Here is a 13,646-nt window from a genome sequence, read left to right as displayed (position 1 = left end):
GATGGCGCGGTGACGAGTACTGCGCCCGAAGCCCAGCAGGGTCAAGACGCCGGGAACCAGCACGGTGAAGAACTGCCGTCCTGGCAGCAGCGGCTGCGCCGCTTCGGCCATGCGCCCCGGTCCGTAATCGGGCTGCGTGAACGGCTGGTCCCGCCGTACGCCCGGCCGGGACAGCAGCTCTGGGCTGTGCTGGGGGTGTCCCCGCCGACGGCCGACCGGCTGGTGCGGTGGTCGGCCTGGGGCGGGCCACTGCTGGTGGCGCTGGTCGCCGGGGTGCTGCGGTTCTGGCATCTGGGCAGCCCGAAGGCGGTGATATTCGATGAGACGTACTACGCCAAGGACGCCTGGGCCCTGATCAAGCAGGGGTACGAGGGCTCCTGGCCGAAGGACGTCGACAAGTCGATCCTGGCCGACCCGTCGCTGGTGCCGGTGCCGACGGATCCCGGTTATGTGGTGCATCCACCGGTCGGCAAGTGGATCATCGGGTTCGGTGAGCAGCTCTTCGGATTCACGCCGTTCGGCTGGCGGTTCATGGTGGCGGTGCTCGGCACGCTGTCGGTGCTGATGCTGTGCCGGATCGGGCGGCGGCTGTTCCGGTCGACGTTCCTGGGATGTCTGGCGGGCGCGCTGCTCGCCGTCGACGGGCTGCACTTCGTGATGAGCCGCACGGCGCTGCTCGACCTGGTGCTGATGTTCTTCGTGCTGGGGGCGTTCGGCTGCCTGCTGATCGACCGGGACTGGGCGCGGCGCAGGCTGGCCGCGGCGCTGCCGGTCGACGCGGAGGGCGTGCTGCGCCCGGACACTCAGGTCGCGGAGACGCTGCGGCTGGGGTGGCGGCCGTGGCGGATCGCTGCGGGGCTCTCGCTGGGCCTGGCGTCCGGCACGAAGTGGAACGGGCTGTACTTCCTGGCCGCGTTCGGACTGATGGCGGTGTTGTGGGATGTCGGCGCCCGCCGGACGGCCGGTGCGGTCCGCCCGTACCAGGCGGTGATCAAACGCGATCTGCTGCCGGCGTTCGTCTCGACGGTGCCGGTCGCGATCCTGACGTACCTCGCGTCCTGGACCGGCTGGATCATCAGGAACGACCCCCAGCGCCACGGCTACTACCGGGACTGGGCGACGACCGACGGATCGGGCGGCCACTGGACCTGGCTGCCGGACTGGCTGCGCAGCCTGTGGCACTACGAGTACCAGGTCTACGAGTTCCACGTGAACCTGACCTCGGGGCACACGTACCAGTCGAACCCCTGGAGCTGGATCGTCCTGGGCCGTCCCGTCTCGTACTTCTACGAGGAGCAGAACGGCTGCACGAGCTCGGCGACCGGCAAGTGCGCCCGCGAGGTCCTGGCGATCGGCACACCGCTGCTGTGGTGGGCCGCGTGCTTCGCGCTGCTGTACGTGCTGTGGCGCTGGTTCTTCCGCCGCGACTGGCGGGCGGGTGCGATCGCGTGCGGGGTGGCGGCGGGCTGGCTGCCCTGGTTCCACTACCAGGAGCGGACGATCTTCCTCTTCTACGCGGTCGTCTTCGTGCCGTTCCTCTGTCTCGCGGTGGCGATGATGATCGGCGCGATGCTCGGCCCGGCGGCGGGCACCGCGACCAAGCGGGAACTGGGTCTGCTGTCCGGCGACCCGTCCGGTGAGCGGCGTCGGACATTGGGGGCCATTGCGGCCGGCGTACTGGTTCTGCTGATCGTCTGGAATTTCATCTATTTCTGGCCGCTGTATACGGGAACGCCCATTCCGGAGAGTTCCTGGCGCAACCGCATGTGGCTGGATACCTGGATTTGACCGAACTGTTCACGCCGTCGCGGATCGCGTTCCGATAACAACAGCCCCCGCTGTCACCACCGTCCCGTAAAGTGCCGACAAGCGCTCTCTCGAACGTGTTCAAGAGAGCCTCCTGGGGAGGGGGACCGCACAGATGCGCAGTGGGGCGAAGGTCGCTGTCATCGGCGGAGTGTTCGTGCTGGTGGTCGGCGGGGTGGGGTACGGGGCGTACAACGTCCTCGACGGGTTCGGCGGCAGCGGGGGCGACGGTACGGACGGACGCTCCACCTCCGCCGAGGTGAAGACCGGCCCGCCGAGCGAGGCGGAGATCAGCGAGACGTCGAAGAAGTTCCTCAAGGCCTGGGTGGCCGGCCAGGCGTCCGACGCGTCCCAGCTCACCAACAACGCGGTCGAGGCCGAACCCGCCCTCAGCGGCTACAGCGCACTGGCCCACGTCACCAAGGCCGTGATCACGCCGGGCCCGGCGACCGGCTCGAAGGTCCCGTTCACCGTGAAGGCGACGGTGAGCTTCGAGGGGAAGTCCAAGCCCTGGTCGTACTCCTCGGAGCTGACCGTCGTGCGCGGCCTGACCACCGGCCGACCCCTGATCGACTGGAAGCCGTCCGTGATCCATCCGGACCTGGCGGACGGCGAAACGCTGAAGACCGGCGAGGCGTCGGCCCCGTCCATCGAGGCGCTCGACCACGACGGCCGGGTGCTGACGAAGGAGAAGTACCCGTCGCTGGGACCGATCCTGGACGTGCTGCGCGAGAAGTACGGGGAGAAGGCCGGCGGCACCGCGGGTATCGAGACCTGGATCGAGTCGGCGGACGAGAACACCCCGGACAAGACGCTGCTGACGCTGTCCAAGGGGAAGCCCGGCACGCTGCAGACCACGCTGGACGCGCGTGTCCAGGCGGCGGCCGAGCAGGCCGTCAAGCGGTACTCCCAGGCCTCGGTGGTCGCCATCCGGCCGTCCACCGGCTCGATCCGCGCAGTCGCCAACAACCCTGCGACCGGGTTCAACGCGGCCATGCTCGGCAAGCAGGCGCCCGGTTCGACGATGAAGATCGTGACCGCGTCGATGCTGATCGAGAAGGGACTCGCCGGCGCGAACCAGAAGATCGAGTGCCCGAAGACCGCGATGTACCAGGGCAGCACGTTCCAGAACCTGGACGGGTTCTCCATCCCGGACTCCACCCTCACCACCAGCTTCGCCCGGTCGTGCAACACCGCCTTCATCAAGCTCATCGACGACACCAAGGACGACGCCGCACTGGCCAAGGAGGCCCGGGACGTCTTCGGTATCGGCCTCGACTGGAAGACCGGAGTCGCGTCCTTCGACGGCAGCGTGCCCGAGGCCGCCGGCGGTGAGGCCGCCGCGCAGTACATCGGCCAGGGCACCATCCAGATGAACGCGCTCACCATGGCGTCGATCACCGCCACCGCGAAGAACGGAACCTTCCGCCAGCCGGTCCTCGTACCGCAGGACCTGGACGGCCGTCGGCTCGCCGCCGCGTCCCGCTCGCTGCCCGGGTCGGTCTCGCAGCAGGTGACCAACATGATGCGGCAGACCGCGAGCTGGGGCACCGGAAGGGCGGCGATGGCCTCGGTCGGCGGCGACAAGGGCGCGAAGACCGGTTCGGCGGAGGTCGACGGACAGTCCACGTCCAACAGCTGGTTCACCGGCTTCAGCAATGACCTGGCGGCAGCGGCCGTCGTCCAGTCCGGCGGTCACGGCGGCGACGCGGCGGGGCCGGTGGTGGCCCAGGTACTGCGCGCGGGACCGTGACGCGTTCCCCCGGTGCCCGAAACCGGGTCGCCTGCCCCGCTGGGCGGCCACTAGCGTGCGGGGCATGAGTACTCCCGACGCGACCGCTCCCGTGACCGAAGCCACCGTTCCGGCCGCACACCCCCGATTCGCCGAGGCCCTGCGCGAGCTGGGTCTCGATGTCGAGATCCGCCGCTTCCCGGACGCCACCCGTACCGCCGCCGAGGCCGCCGCGGCCATCGGCTGCGAGCTCAGCGCCATCGTCAAGTCTCTGATCTTCGAGGCGGACGGAGCTCCCGTGCTGGTCCTGATGGACGGCTCCTCGCGGGTCGACGTGGAGCTCGTACGGCGGGAGCTGGGCGCCGGGAAGGTCAAGCGCGCCGGGGCCGATCTGGTCCGGGAGACCACCGGCTACGCGATCGGCGGTGTGCCGCCTTTCGGCCACCGTACGAAGACCCGGGTGCTGGCCGACCGCGGGCTGCTCGACCACGACGTGGTGTGGGCTGCGGCGGGTACCCCGCACACGGTCTTCCCGCTCGATCCCCAGGCGGTCATCGGGCATGCCGGCGGCACCGTGGTGGATGTGCGCGAGCAGTCCGAGTGACGCCGCTGGTCGCATTCGCGGTCCTGATCGCGGCGATCACGCACGCCAGCTGGAACGCCATCGCGCACGCCATCAGGGACCAGCTGCTCTCCTTCACCCTGATCTCGGGGGGCGGGGCGCTGCTCGGCGCGGCTGCCGCCTGCTTCGTACCGCTGCCGGCCGCGGCGGCATGGCCATATCTGGTCGTCTCGGCGATCCTGCACGTCGCCTACATGGCGCTGCTGATGCGGTCCTTCACGCTCGGCGACTTCGGCCAGATGTACCCGATCGCACGCGGCACCGCGCCCCTGGTGGTGACGGTCCTCGCGGCGGTCTTCGTCGGCGAGCGGCCCGACGGCTGGGCGACGGCCGGGGTCGCGGTCGCCTGCGCCGGGCTCGTCGGCGTCGCGCTGTGGGGCATCCGGGGCGCGGAGACCCGCCCGCACCGGCCGGCGATCGCCGCGGCGCTGGCGACGGGTCTGGCGATCGCCGGGTACACGACCGTCGACGGGGTGGGGGTCCGGGCCTCCGGCACCTCGCTCGGCTACATCGCCTGGCTGATGATCCTGGAGGGGCTCGCCGTTCCCGCGTACACGTTCTACCGCCGCCGCGGACAACTGGCCGCCCAGCTGCGGCCGTACGCGGCACGGGGGCTGGCGGGCGCGGCCATGTCGGTGGTCGCGTACGGGCTGGTCCTGTGGGCGCAGACGAAGGCGCCGCTGGCCCCGATCGCCGCGCTGCGCGAGTCGTCGATCATTGTGGGCGCGGCGATAGGCACGGTGTTCTTCAAGGAGCGGTTCGGCGCACCGAGGATCGCGGCGGCCGGACTGATGGTGGTCGGGATCGGGCTGATGCTGCACACGAGTTGAACGCGGCGGCGCCCGGAGAAGCACCGGCGCGGACAGCAGACGCCGGTGCCGGTGCAACCGGCGCAGCCCGCCGGGCCGCCCGACAGCCTCTCAGTCCTGCGCGACCGCCCTCCGGAAGCCCGCGTTCACGGCGAGCAGCCCGCCGTCCACCCTCAGCGTCGTCCCGGTGATCCAGGACGCGTCGCGGGAGGCGAGGAAGGCGACCGCCGCCGCGATGTCCTCCGGTTCGCCGACCCTGCCGAGGGGGTAGATCGGGCTCACCCGGTCCAGTTCGTCGGCGCGGTCCGCCCACGCGTCCGTGCGGATCGTGCCGGGGGCCACGAGGTTGACGCGGACCCCGCGCGGGCCGGCGTGGCCGGCGAGCGTACGGGTCAGGCTGCCCAGGCCCGCCTTGGCGGCGCTGTAGGCGTGGTTGCCGAAGTCCTGCTCCCCGTTGACGGAGCCGATGTTGACGATCGCGCCCCTGCCCGACGCCACCAGGTGCGGCAGTGCCGCCCGTGAGCAGCGGTACGGTCCGGTGAGCGTGGCGTCCAGATCGCCCTGCCAGACGTCGTCGGGCTCGTCCTCGAAGAGCGGGGTGTCGGGGGTGCAGCGGTACGCGTTGTTGACCAGCACGTCGAGCGTGCCGAACGCCTCGACCGCACGGACCACCGCCGCCTCGACCGCCGCCCGGTCGCCCACGTCACAGGGCAGCGCCTCGGCGATGGCTCCCGTCTTCCGTATCGCCGCCGCCGTCTGCTCGGAGCGGTCACCGTCCAGATCGGTCACCAGGACGCGTGCGCCCTCGGAGGCCAGCCGACGGGCTGTGGCCGCGCCGATGCCCTGTCCCGCGCCCGTGATGAGTACGCCGTATCCGTCGAACCTGGAATCACCGGTAGGAGTCATAGGGCCGACCGTACTGCTCTGACCAGGGCCTGGGCACGGGGATCGGCGGTGACTCCCTTCTGCAGACCGTTCGTCACATAGCCGAGCGAGATGCCCGATTCGGGGTCGGCGAAGCCGAGCGAGCCGCCGCGGCCCGGGTGGCCGAAGGAGCCGGGGGCGAGGAGCGGGGCGGCTGGGCCGTGCAGCATGTAGCCGAGGCCGAAGCGGGTGTTCACGACGAGCACCCGGTCCGGGCCGGCGGACTCCTCGGTGCGGGCGAGGGTGAGCGTGGCCGGGGCGAAGAGCCGGTGTCCGTCGACCGGGCCGATCATCGCGGCGTAGGCGCGGGCCAGCGCGCGGGCGGTCGCGATGCCGTTGGAGGCGGGGAGTTCGGCCGCCCGGTAGCCGGCGTCGTTCTCGTCGGGGAACGGGTCGATGGCGCCGAACGCGCGGCGGGTCAGCGACTCGGGATCACGGTAGGCGTCCACGACCGACCGCTTGGGACGCATCCGCAGCGCCCCACCGTTGCCGTCGAGGACGGGCGGCTCGACCGGTCCGATCCGGCCCACTCGGTGCGCCTCTTCCTCCGGGAGCCCGAACCAGAAGTCGAGGCCGAGCGGGCGGGCGATCTCCTCGGCGATCCAGCGGCCCACGGTTCGCCCGGTGACCCGTCGCACCAGTTCGCCGATCAGCCAGCTGTACGTCTGTGCGTGGTAGCCGTGTGCCGTACCGGGCTCCCACTGCGGGCGCTGCGCGGCAACGGCGTGCGCCCCGGAGCTTCCGTCGGCGGCCTCCTGGGGCGTCAGCGGCCGGTCGAGGGCGGGGACTCCCGCACGGTGAGCGAGGAGGTGCCGCACGAGGACGCGCTCCTTGCCGGCCGCCTTGAACTCCGGCCAGTACGTGCCGACCGGGGCGTCCAGGTCCACCTGTCCGCGCTGGTGCAGCAGCAGCGGTACGGCCGCGGCGATGCCCTTGCCCGCGGAGCGGACGATCTGCACCGTGTCGACCGCCCACGGTTCGACGCCGTCGACGTCTCTCGTACCGGCCCACAGGTCGACGACCTTGCGCCCGTCCCGGTAGACGGCGACCGCCGCCCCCCGCTCCCCCCGCTGCTCGAAGTTACGGATGAAGGCGTCCCTGACCGGTTCGAATCCGGTCGCCACCGTGCCCCGTACGTCCACGCCTGCTCCTGCGCTCCCGCTCATCCCCCCATGGTGCATCGCTGCGCAGGTGAGCTGTACCGCGGGTGACCCTCAGCTCGGCACGATCGAGAGGTCGATGTTGCCGCGGGTGGCGTTGGAGTAGGTCAGGCCGAGCCCGTCGAGGAGCGGGCGGTAGGCGGCGGTCGCGGCCCGCTGGGCTGCGTACAGCGCGAAGCAGAGCTGTTCGTCGAGCAGCAGCGAGGCCGCGGGATGGCTGGTGTCGTCGTCGGTCACGCGCCCATCGCCACGGAGCGCGGGTCGAACCCGAAGGGCAGCTCCAGTCGGTGAGCACGCATCAACTCCTCGTCACAGAGCAGGTCCTGAGTACGGTTGTCGGCCGCGATGGCGCCTTCGCTGAGGATGACGGAGCGCGGGCAGAGCTCCAGGGCGTACGGCAGGTCGTGCGTGACCATCAACACGGTGACGTCCAACGACCGCAGGATGTCGGCGAGTTCGCGCCTCGATGCGGGGTCCAGGTTGGACGAGGGCTCGTCCAGGACGAGGATTTCCGGCCGCATGGCGAGCACGGTGGCGACGGCGACGCGGCGGCGCTGACCGAACGACAGATGGTGCGGGGGACGGTTCGCGTACCCCTCCATGCCGACCTGTTCGAGCGCCTCGGTGACCCGCTCCTCCAGTTCGGCGCCGCGCAGCCCGGATGCGGCGGGCCCGAAGGCGACGTCCTCGCGGACGGTCGGCATGAAGAGCTGGTCGTCGGGGTCCTGGAAGACGATGCCGACGCGGCGGCGGATCTCCGCGAGATTGTGCTTCTCCACCGGAAGACCGGCGACCCGGACGGTGCCCGCGCCCGCGTCGAGGATGCCGTTGAGGTGGAGGACGAGCGTGGTCTTGCCGGCGCCGTTCGGGCCGAGCAGGGCGACGCGTTCGCCGCGGGCGACGGTCAGGTCGACGCCGAAGAGTGCCTGGTGACCATCGGGGTAGGCGTAGGCGAGGCCACTGACCTCAAGGGACGGCGCGGTGCTGCTGGACGGGCTCATAGGGTCCATCCCAGCAGACAGACCGCGAGAGCGAGCATGGGGAGTGCCGAGGCGTATGCCCACTGCGCGCCTGACGCCGTCACCTCGTCGATGACCGGCATCGAGCCGGTGTAGCCGCGGCTGACCATCGCGAGGTGGACGCGTTCGCCGCGCTCGTAGGAACGGATGAAGAGCGCGCCCGCCGACTTGGCGAGGACGCCCCACTGCCGTACCCCGCGCGCCTCGAAGCCGCGGGAGCGGCGGGCGATCGACATCCGCCGCATCTCGCCGGTGATCACATCCCCGTACCGGATCATGAAGGAGGCGATCTGGACGAGCATCGGCGGCAGCTTGAGCCGCTGCAGACCGAGCAGCAGGGAGCGCAGCTCGGTGGTGGACGCGAGGATCACCGAGGCGGCGACGCCGAGGGTGCCCTTGGCGAGGACGTTCCAGGCGCCCCAGAGACCGGGGACGCTGACGGAGACGCCGAGGAGCTCCGTCTGCTCGCCCGGCACCACGAACGGCATCAGCACGGCGAACGCGACGAACGGCACCTCGATGACCAGCCGCTTGAGGAGGAACCCGGCGGGGATCCGGGCCACCGCCGCGACCCCGGCGAGCAGCGCGGCGTACAGCGCGAACGCCCAGACCGCCTCGCGCGGCGTCAGGACGACGACCAGCACGAAGCTGAAGACAGCGGCGAGCTTGCAGTGCGGGGGCAGGTCATGGACCGGCGAGTGCGCGTGCCGGTAGAGCTTGTGCGCGTGGCCCGCGCCCATCAGACGGCTTCCTTGGTGCGGATGCCGGCGGGTGCGTCCGGCGTACGGCGGCGGCGGACGGCCCAGAAGACCCCGCTGCCGACCACGATCGTGGCACCGACCCCGATCACCCCGGCCAGACCGCCGGAGAGCCGCGCGTCGGAGATGTCCTTGACGCCGTAGTCGGCGAGCGGCGAGTCCTTGGCCGCGTGCTCCTCGACCCTCTTGTCGATGCCCTTGTCGGCGGCGACCTTCTCCAGACCGTCCGGGTTGGCGGAGGCGTAGAAGGAGACGAAGCCCGCCAGCACGAGGGCGGTGACCAGGCCGGTGGCCCAGAGCCCGCGCGTGGAGCGGGCGGCGACCGGCGCGGCGGACTGCCGGGCGGGGGCGTCGACGAGCTCGCCGTCGATCCGGAGCTTGAGCGGGGAGGTGAGACCACGGGCGCCGTGGACCAGATCGGGGCGGACGGCGATGACGGCTCCGACGGTCAGCCCGGTGATCACGGCCTCGCCGATGCCGATCAGGATGTGCACGCCGACCATCGCGGTGAGGACCTTGCCGATCGGGATGTCGGTGGTGCCGCCGATCCAGTAGATCAGCGTGAAGGCGCAGGCCGCGGCCGGTACGGAGATCAGAGCGGCGACGAATGCCGCGGCGGTCGTGGAGCGGCGGGTGCGCGGCAGGACGGTGGCGAGACCGCGGAAGAGGGCGTACGAGACGACGGTGGTGGTGACGCCCATGACGGTGATGTTCACACCGAGCGCGGTGAGCCCGCCGTCCGCGAAGAGGATGCCCTGCATGAGCAGCACGACGGATATGCAGAGCACCCCGGTGTACGGCCCGACCAGGATCGCGGCGAGCGCCCCGCCCAGCAGATGCCCGCTGGTACCGGCCGCGACCGGGAAGTTCAGCATCTGCACGGCGAAGATGAACGCGGCGACGAGGCCCGCGAGCGGCGCGGTGCGTTCATCCAGTTCGCGGCGGGCGCCCCGCAGACTGACCGCCACGGCACCCGCGGCGATCACACCGGCGGCGGCGGAGACGGGGGCGTTGATGAATCCGTCGGGTACATGCATGGGGAGGCTCCGCTTCCTGCGTTCCTGCACTGCTGCGCGGGGTCATGAACCCCTCGATAATAGGGCCTTGTTGCGAATGGCTCGCAAGAGCGCATTCGCAACAAGTACCCGGCTTCCTCATCGTGCTCTTTGGCCGAAATATGCGACATTAGATATCAAACATTCACAAATAGTCGGTAACAGGAGGATTCGGCCCATGCCCCCCGTGATCGAAGAACAGGCCGAAGCCCGGCTCATCACCGAGGCGACCGACACCTTCTCCGTCCCCGTCGACCTGCGGTACGACGCGGCCGTCGACCCCCGCACGGTGCATCTCACCTTCCCCGGCGGCACCGACTGGACCTTCGGCCGGGACCTGCTGGAGAGCGGGCTGCACTCGCCGGCCGGGCACGGCACGATACGGATCTGGCCGTGCGGACGGGCGCAGCTGGTCGTGGAGCGGCACTCGCCGGACGGCGTCGAGGTGGTGCAGTTCGACAACGCGCCGCTGATCCGCTTCCTGGACCGCACCCACGGCAAGGGCAGGACGTCCGAGACCGCACCGGCGTGACCCTGACGGAGTGACGGCATGGATGAGCCCCCGTGCCGCTCGCACGGGGGCTCATCGCCGCTCCGGCCCCCCGTCCCCACAGGTAACCGGCGCATTCCGGGGCCGCGTTCCGCTCGGACGCGGACCCCGGGGCTCGTACGGATCAGACGCGCGTCAGCTCGCGCTCGCCCTGCGCGTCGCCCTGCCCGTCTCCGCCGGACGTCTCGCCGAGCTGCTTGCGCAGCCCCTCGCCCTCCACGTCGACATCGGGCAGCAGCCGGTCCAGCCAGCGCGGCAGCCACCAGGCGCGCTTGCCGAGCAGGGCAAGGACTGCGGGCACGATCGCCATCCGGACGACGAACGCGTCGAAGAAGACGGCGATGGCGAGCGAGAAGCCGATCATCTTGATCATCGACTCACTGGAGCCGATGAACCCGGAGAAGACCGCCATCATGATCACGGCCGCGGCGGTGACGACGCGGGCGCCGTGCTTGAAGCCGGTGACGATCGCCTGCGGGGCCTTCTCCCCATGGACGTACGCCTCGCGCATCCGGGTGACGAGGAAGACCTCGTAGTCCATGGCGAGACCGAAGACCACACCCACCATGAAGATCGGCATCATGGACATGATCGGGCCGGTCTGTTCGACGCCGAAGAGCGAGCCCAGCCAGCCCCACTGGAAGACCGCGACGACCGCGCCCAGCGCCGCGACGACCGAGAGCAGGAAGCCCAGGGCCGCCTTCAGCGGCACCAGCACCGAGCGGAAGACCAGCATCAGCAGCAGGAACGCCAGGCCGACGACGAGCGCCAGATACGGCAGCAGCGCGTCGTTCATCTTCTGCGAGAAGTCGATGTTCATCGCCGTGGCTCCGGTGACCAGGACCTCGGCGCCGGTGTCGGACTTTATGTCCGTGCCCGTGTCACGGATGGCGTGAACCACGTTCTCCGTCTCGGCGGAGCTCGGCCGGTCCTTCGGGATCACGGTGATCATGGCGGTGTCGCCGGCCTTGTTGAAGTGGGCCGGGGTGACCGCGACGACGTGCGGGATGCCGGAGATCTCGTCGGAGACCTGCTTGACCGCGGCCTTGCCGTCCGAGCTGTTCGCCGTGTCCACGACGACCATCAGCGGCCCGTTGAAGCCGGGGCCGAAGCCGTCGGAGAGCAGGTCGTAGGCGCGGCGCTGGGTGGTGCTGGTGGGCTGGGAGCCGTCGTCGGGCAGGCCCATCTCCAGCGATGCGGCCGGTACGGCGATGACCCCGAGGCCGAGGACTCCGACCAGCAGCACCCAGACCGGCTTGCGCAGGACGAACCGCGCCCACCGGGTACCCATGTTCGGCTTCGTCTCGGGCCGGGTCGAAGCCTCGGCGGCCTTGCGTGCCTTGCGTCCCATGACCCGCTTGCCCGCGAAGCCCATCACCGCCGGGACGAGGGTGAGCGCGATCAGGACGGCGATCGCGACCGTGCCGGCCGCGGCGAAGCCCATCTTCGACAGCATCGGGATGTTGACGACGGCCAGGCCGACCAGGGCGATGACGACGGTGAGACCGGCGAAGACGACCGCGGAACCGGCCGTGCCGACCGCCCGCCCCGCCGCTTCCTCGCGCTCGCGGCCCTCGGCCAGCTCGGCGCGGTAGCGGGAGACGATGAAGAGCGCGTAGTCGATGCCGACCGCGAGGCCGATCATCATCGCGAGGGTGGAGGTGGTGGAGCCCAGGTCGAGCACGTTGGCCAGGGCCGTGATCGTCGAGACGCCGATGCCGACGCCGATGAGCGCGGTGAGCAGCGGCAGACCCGCCGCGACGAGCGAGCCGAAGGTGACGACCAGCACCACTGCGGCGATCGCCACACCGATGATCTCGGTGGCCCCGGTCTCCGGCATCACCTGGAGCGCGTCGCCGCCGATCTCGACGGTCATCCCGCTCTTCTGCGCTGCGTGGCCCGCGTCCTCCAGGGCGCTCCGGGTCGCATCGGTCAGCTCCATCGAGTTGACCTTGTAGGACACGGAGACGTACGCCGTGGAGCCGTCCTTGCTGACGGCGTTGCCGGTGTACGGGTCGGTGACCGAGGCGATCTGGTCCGAACCCGACTTCAGCTCGTCCGCGATCTTGTTGACCTCGGCCTTGTTCGCCGGGTCCGTCATCTTCTGGCCGTCGTCGGCCTTGAAGACGACCCGTGCGGTCGCGCCGTCGGCGCTGGAGTCGGGGAAGCGCTGTTCCAGCAGGTCGAAGGCCTTCTGAGCCTCCGTACCCGGAATGGAGAAGGAGCTGGAGGTGGCGGTGGACGCGGAGGCGGCGCCGAATCCGGCGAGCGCCAGCAGTGCCACCCAGACAAGGGCGACATAGCGGCGGCGCCGGAAGACGAACCGTCCGAGCTTGTAGAGGAATGTGGCCACGGAGGCGTACTCCCGGTCAGGTCGTGTGGGTGGAAAAGGGCGTGAGGAACCGGCCCGACGACGAGAGCGGCGTGTCAGGTGGGGCTTGGGGAGAGGGTCGTACGGAAGGGACGGGGTCAGACGCCGAGAGCGGGGAGGATCACGGAGTCGACGTAGTCGGTGAGAAACGCCTGGTCGACGGGGCGGTCCTCGACCAGCTGCCGAGCGGTGAAAGCACCGACCAGCATGTGCGGTACATATTTCAGCGCCGGGTTGTCCGGACGCAGTTCACCCCGGCCCACGGCTCGGCGGAGCAGCGAGTCGAGGCCGGTTATCTCCGGCTCGATGAGCAATTCGCGCAGTGCCCGGTACAGATCAGGATTGTCGTGGACGGCTTGCATCAGGCCCCGCATCAGCGCGGAGTTCTTCTGCATCTGGCAGTCGTCGCTCCGGCCCAGCGCGGCATGGAAATCTCCGCGCAGCGAACCGGTGTCGATCTCCGCGAGGGACACCGGCTTGTTGTGCCGCAGGGCCTTGACGACCAGCTCGGGCTTGCTCCCCCACTGGCGGTAGAGGGTGGCCTTGCTGGAGCGGGTACGGGCGGCGACGGCGTCCATGGTCAGGGCGTCGTAGCCGACCTCGCGAAGCAGGTCGAGCACCGCGGCGTAGAGCTCGCTCTCGCGCTCGGGCGTGAGACGGGTGCGTGCCATGGGCCGACCTCCTGTCCTGTCACTCGTACGTCATTCAGCCGAACGAAACTGTTTCGTACACATCGAAGCTACCCCGGCACTGAGCGAAACTGCATCGTTTCGCTTGTGTGTTGCACCACAACGTCTTCCGCACCACGAGTTGCCGCGTCCCGCTCACGCGGAAAGCATT

12 protein-coding genes and 1 pseudogene are annotated in these 13,646 nt (G+C 70.3%); 5 read left to right on the top strand and 8 right to left on the bottom strand.

Annotated features, from left to right (window positions below; all coding sequences use genetic code 11):
* Positions 1–9 precede the first annotated feature (9 nt).
* From OH809_RS25735 to OH809_RS25720, 4 genes are all read left to right on the top strand, one after another.
* Complete coding sequence (locus tag OH809_RS25735; RefSeq protein ID WP_406420291.1) at positions 10–1,788, top strand: dolichyl-phosphate-mannose--protein mannosyltransferase; 1,779 nt, start codon at positions 10–12, stop codon at positions 1,786–1,788.
* A 133-nt stretch (positions 1,789–1,921) separates the two neighbouring features.
* Positions 1,922–3,559, top strand: coding sequence for a penicillin-binding transpeptidase domain-containing protein (locus OH809_RS25730; RefSeq protein WP_406420292.1), 1,638 nt, complete (start codon positions 1,922–1,924; stop codon positions 3,557–3,559).
* A 64-nt stretch (positions 3,560–3,623) separates the two neighbouring features.
* Entirely contained in the window at positions 3,624–4,142 is a 519-nt protein-coding gene (locus OH809_RS25725; protein ID WP_406515678.1) for a YbaK/EbsC family protein, read from the top strand.
* On the top strand, positions 4,139–4,990 hold the full coding sequence (locus OH809_RS25720) for an EamA family transporter (protein ID WP_406515677.1): 852 nt from the start codon (positions 4,139–4,141) through the stop codon (positions 4,988–4,990). Before OH809_RS25725 ends, OH809_RS25720 begins: the two co-directional genes overlap by 4 nt.
* A gap of 90 nt (positions 4,991–5,080) precedes the next feature.
* On the opposite strand, the gene OH809_RS25715 is transcribed toward OH809_RS25720, so the two are convergent.
* The 6 genes and pseudogenes from OH809_RS25715 to OH809_RS25690 all read right to left on the bottom strand — a co-directional run bounded on the left by OH809_RS25715 (position 5,081) and on the right by OH809_RS25690 (position 9,867).
* On the bottom strand, positions 5,081–5,875 hold the full coding sequence (locus OH809_RS25715; RefSeq protein ID WP_406420295.1) for an SDR family NAD(P)-dependent oxidoreductase: 795 nt from the start codon (positions 5,873–5,875) through the stop codon (positions 5,081–5,083).
* Complete coding sequence (locus OH809_RS25710) at positions 5,872–7,035, bottom strand: serine hydrolase domain-containing protein (RefSeq protein WP_384372527.1); 1,164 nt, start codon at positions 7,033–7,035, stop codon at positions 5,872–5,874. The genes OH809_RS25715 and OH809_RS25710 overlap by 4 nt, the downstream gene beginning before the upstream one ends.
* 120 nt (positions 7,036–7,155) lie before the next feature.
* Positions 7,156–7,290: pseudogene (locus OH809_RS25705) on the bottom strand (MarR family transcriptional regulator); the annotation flags it as partial.
* Positions 7,287–8,054, bottom strand: a complete 768-nt coding sequence (locus OH809_RS25700) for an energy-coupling factor ABC transporter ATP-binding protein (protein WP_406420296.1) — start codon at positions 8,052–8,054, stop codon at positions 7,287–7,289. The pseudogene OH809_RS25705 and the gene OH809_RS25700, both read right to left, overlap by 4 nt.
* Positions 8,051–8,812 (bottom strand): cobalt ECF transporter T component CbiQ, encoded by a 762-nt coding sequence (gene cbiQ, locus OH809_RS25695; protein WP_406420297.1) that lies wholly within the window; start codon positions 8,810–8,812, stop codon positions 8,051–8,053. The genes OH809_RS25700 and cbiQ overlap by 4 nt, the downstream gene beginning before the upstream one ends.
* A complete protein-coding gene (locus OH809_RS25690) occupies positions 8,812–9,867 on the bottom strand; it encodes an energy-coupling factor ABC transporter permease (protein WP_406420298.1) in 1,056 nt (351 codons plus the stop codon). Before OH809_RS25690 ends, cbiQ begins: the two co-directional genes overlap by 1 nt.
* 196 nt (positions 9,868–10,063) lie before the next feature.
* On the opposite strand from OH809_RS25690, the gene OH809_RS25685 reads away from it, so the two are divergent.
* Entirely contained in the window at positions 10,064–10,417 is a 354-nt protein-coding gene (locus tag OH809_RS25685) for an SsgA family sporulation/cell division regulator (protein ID WP_406420299.1), read from the top strand.
* 142 nt (positions 10,418–10,559) lie between these two features.
* On the opposite strand, the gene OH809_RS25680 is transcribed toward OH809_RS25685, so the two are convergent.
* Complete coding sequence (locus tag OH809_RS25680) at positions 10,560–12,788, bottom strand: MMPL family transporter (RefSeq protein WP_406515676.1); 2,229 nt, start codon at positions 12,786–12,788, stop codon at positions 10,560–10,562.
* Between the two features lie 116 nt (positions 12,789–12,904).
* Positions 12,905–13,477, bottom strand: coding sequence for a TetR/AcrR family transcriptional regulator (locus OH809_RS25675; RefSeq protein WP_406420301.1), 573 nt, complete (start codon positions 13,475–13,477; stop codon positions 12,905–12,907).
* Between the last annotated feature and the right edge of the window lie 169 nt (positions 13,478–13,646).

The sequence above is a fragment of the Streptomyces sp. NBC_00873 genome, from assembly GCF_045207415.1.
In the GTDB taxonomy this organism is placed as follows: Bacteria; Actinomycetota; Actinomycetes; order Streptomycetales; family Streptomycetaceae; genus Streptomyces.
Note: the sequence above shows the minus strand (reverse complement) of the source record. Positions and strands in the feature narration are given on the sequence as shown.

What these genes read in the sequence shown, in the direction of transcription:
- OH809_RS25700 (WP_406420296.1), bottom strand. Translation starts at nt 8,054, where the DNA reads ATGAGCCCGTCCAGCAGCACCGCGCCGTCCCTTGAGGTCAGTGGCCTC.
- OH809_RS25690 (WP_406420298.1), bottom strand. Translation starts at nt 9,867, where the DNA reads ATGCATGTACCCGACGGATTCATCAACGCCCCCGTCTCCGCCGCCGCC.
- OH809_RS25725 (WP_406515678.1), top strand. Translation starts at nt 3,624, where the DNA reads ATGAGTACTCCCGACGCGACCGCTCCCGTGACCGAAGCCACCGTTCCG.
- OH809_RS25675 (WP_406420301.1), bottom strand. Translation starts at nt 13,477, where the DNA reads ATGGCACGCACCCGTCTCACGCCCGAGCGCGAGAGCGAGCTCTACGCC.
- OH809_RS25685 (WP_406420299.1), top strand. Translation starts at nt 10,064, where the DNA reads ATGCCCCCCGTGATCGAAGAACAGGCCGAAGCCCGGCTCATCACCGAG.
- OH809_RS25730 (WP_406420292.1), top strand. Translation starts at nt 1,922, where the DNA reads ATGCGCAGTGGGGCGAAGGTCGCTGTCATCGGCGGAGTGTTCGTGCTG.
- cbiQ (WP_406420297.1), bottom strand. Translation starts at nt 8,812, where the DNA reads ATGGGCGCGGGCCACGCGCACAAGCTCTACCGGCACGCGCACTCGCCG.
- OH809_RS25715 (WP_406420295.1), bottom strand. Translation starts at nt 5,875, where the DNA reads ATGACTCCTACCGGTGATTCCAGGTTCGACGGATACGGCGTACTCATC.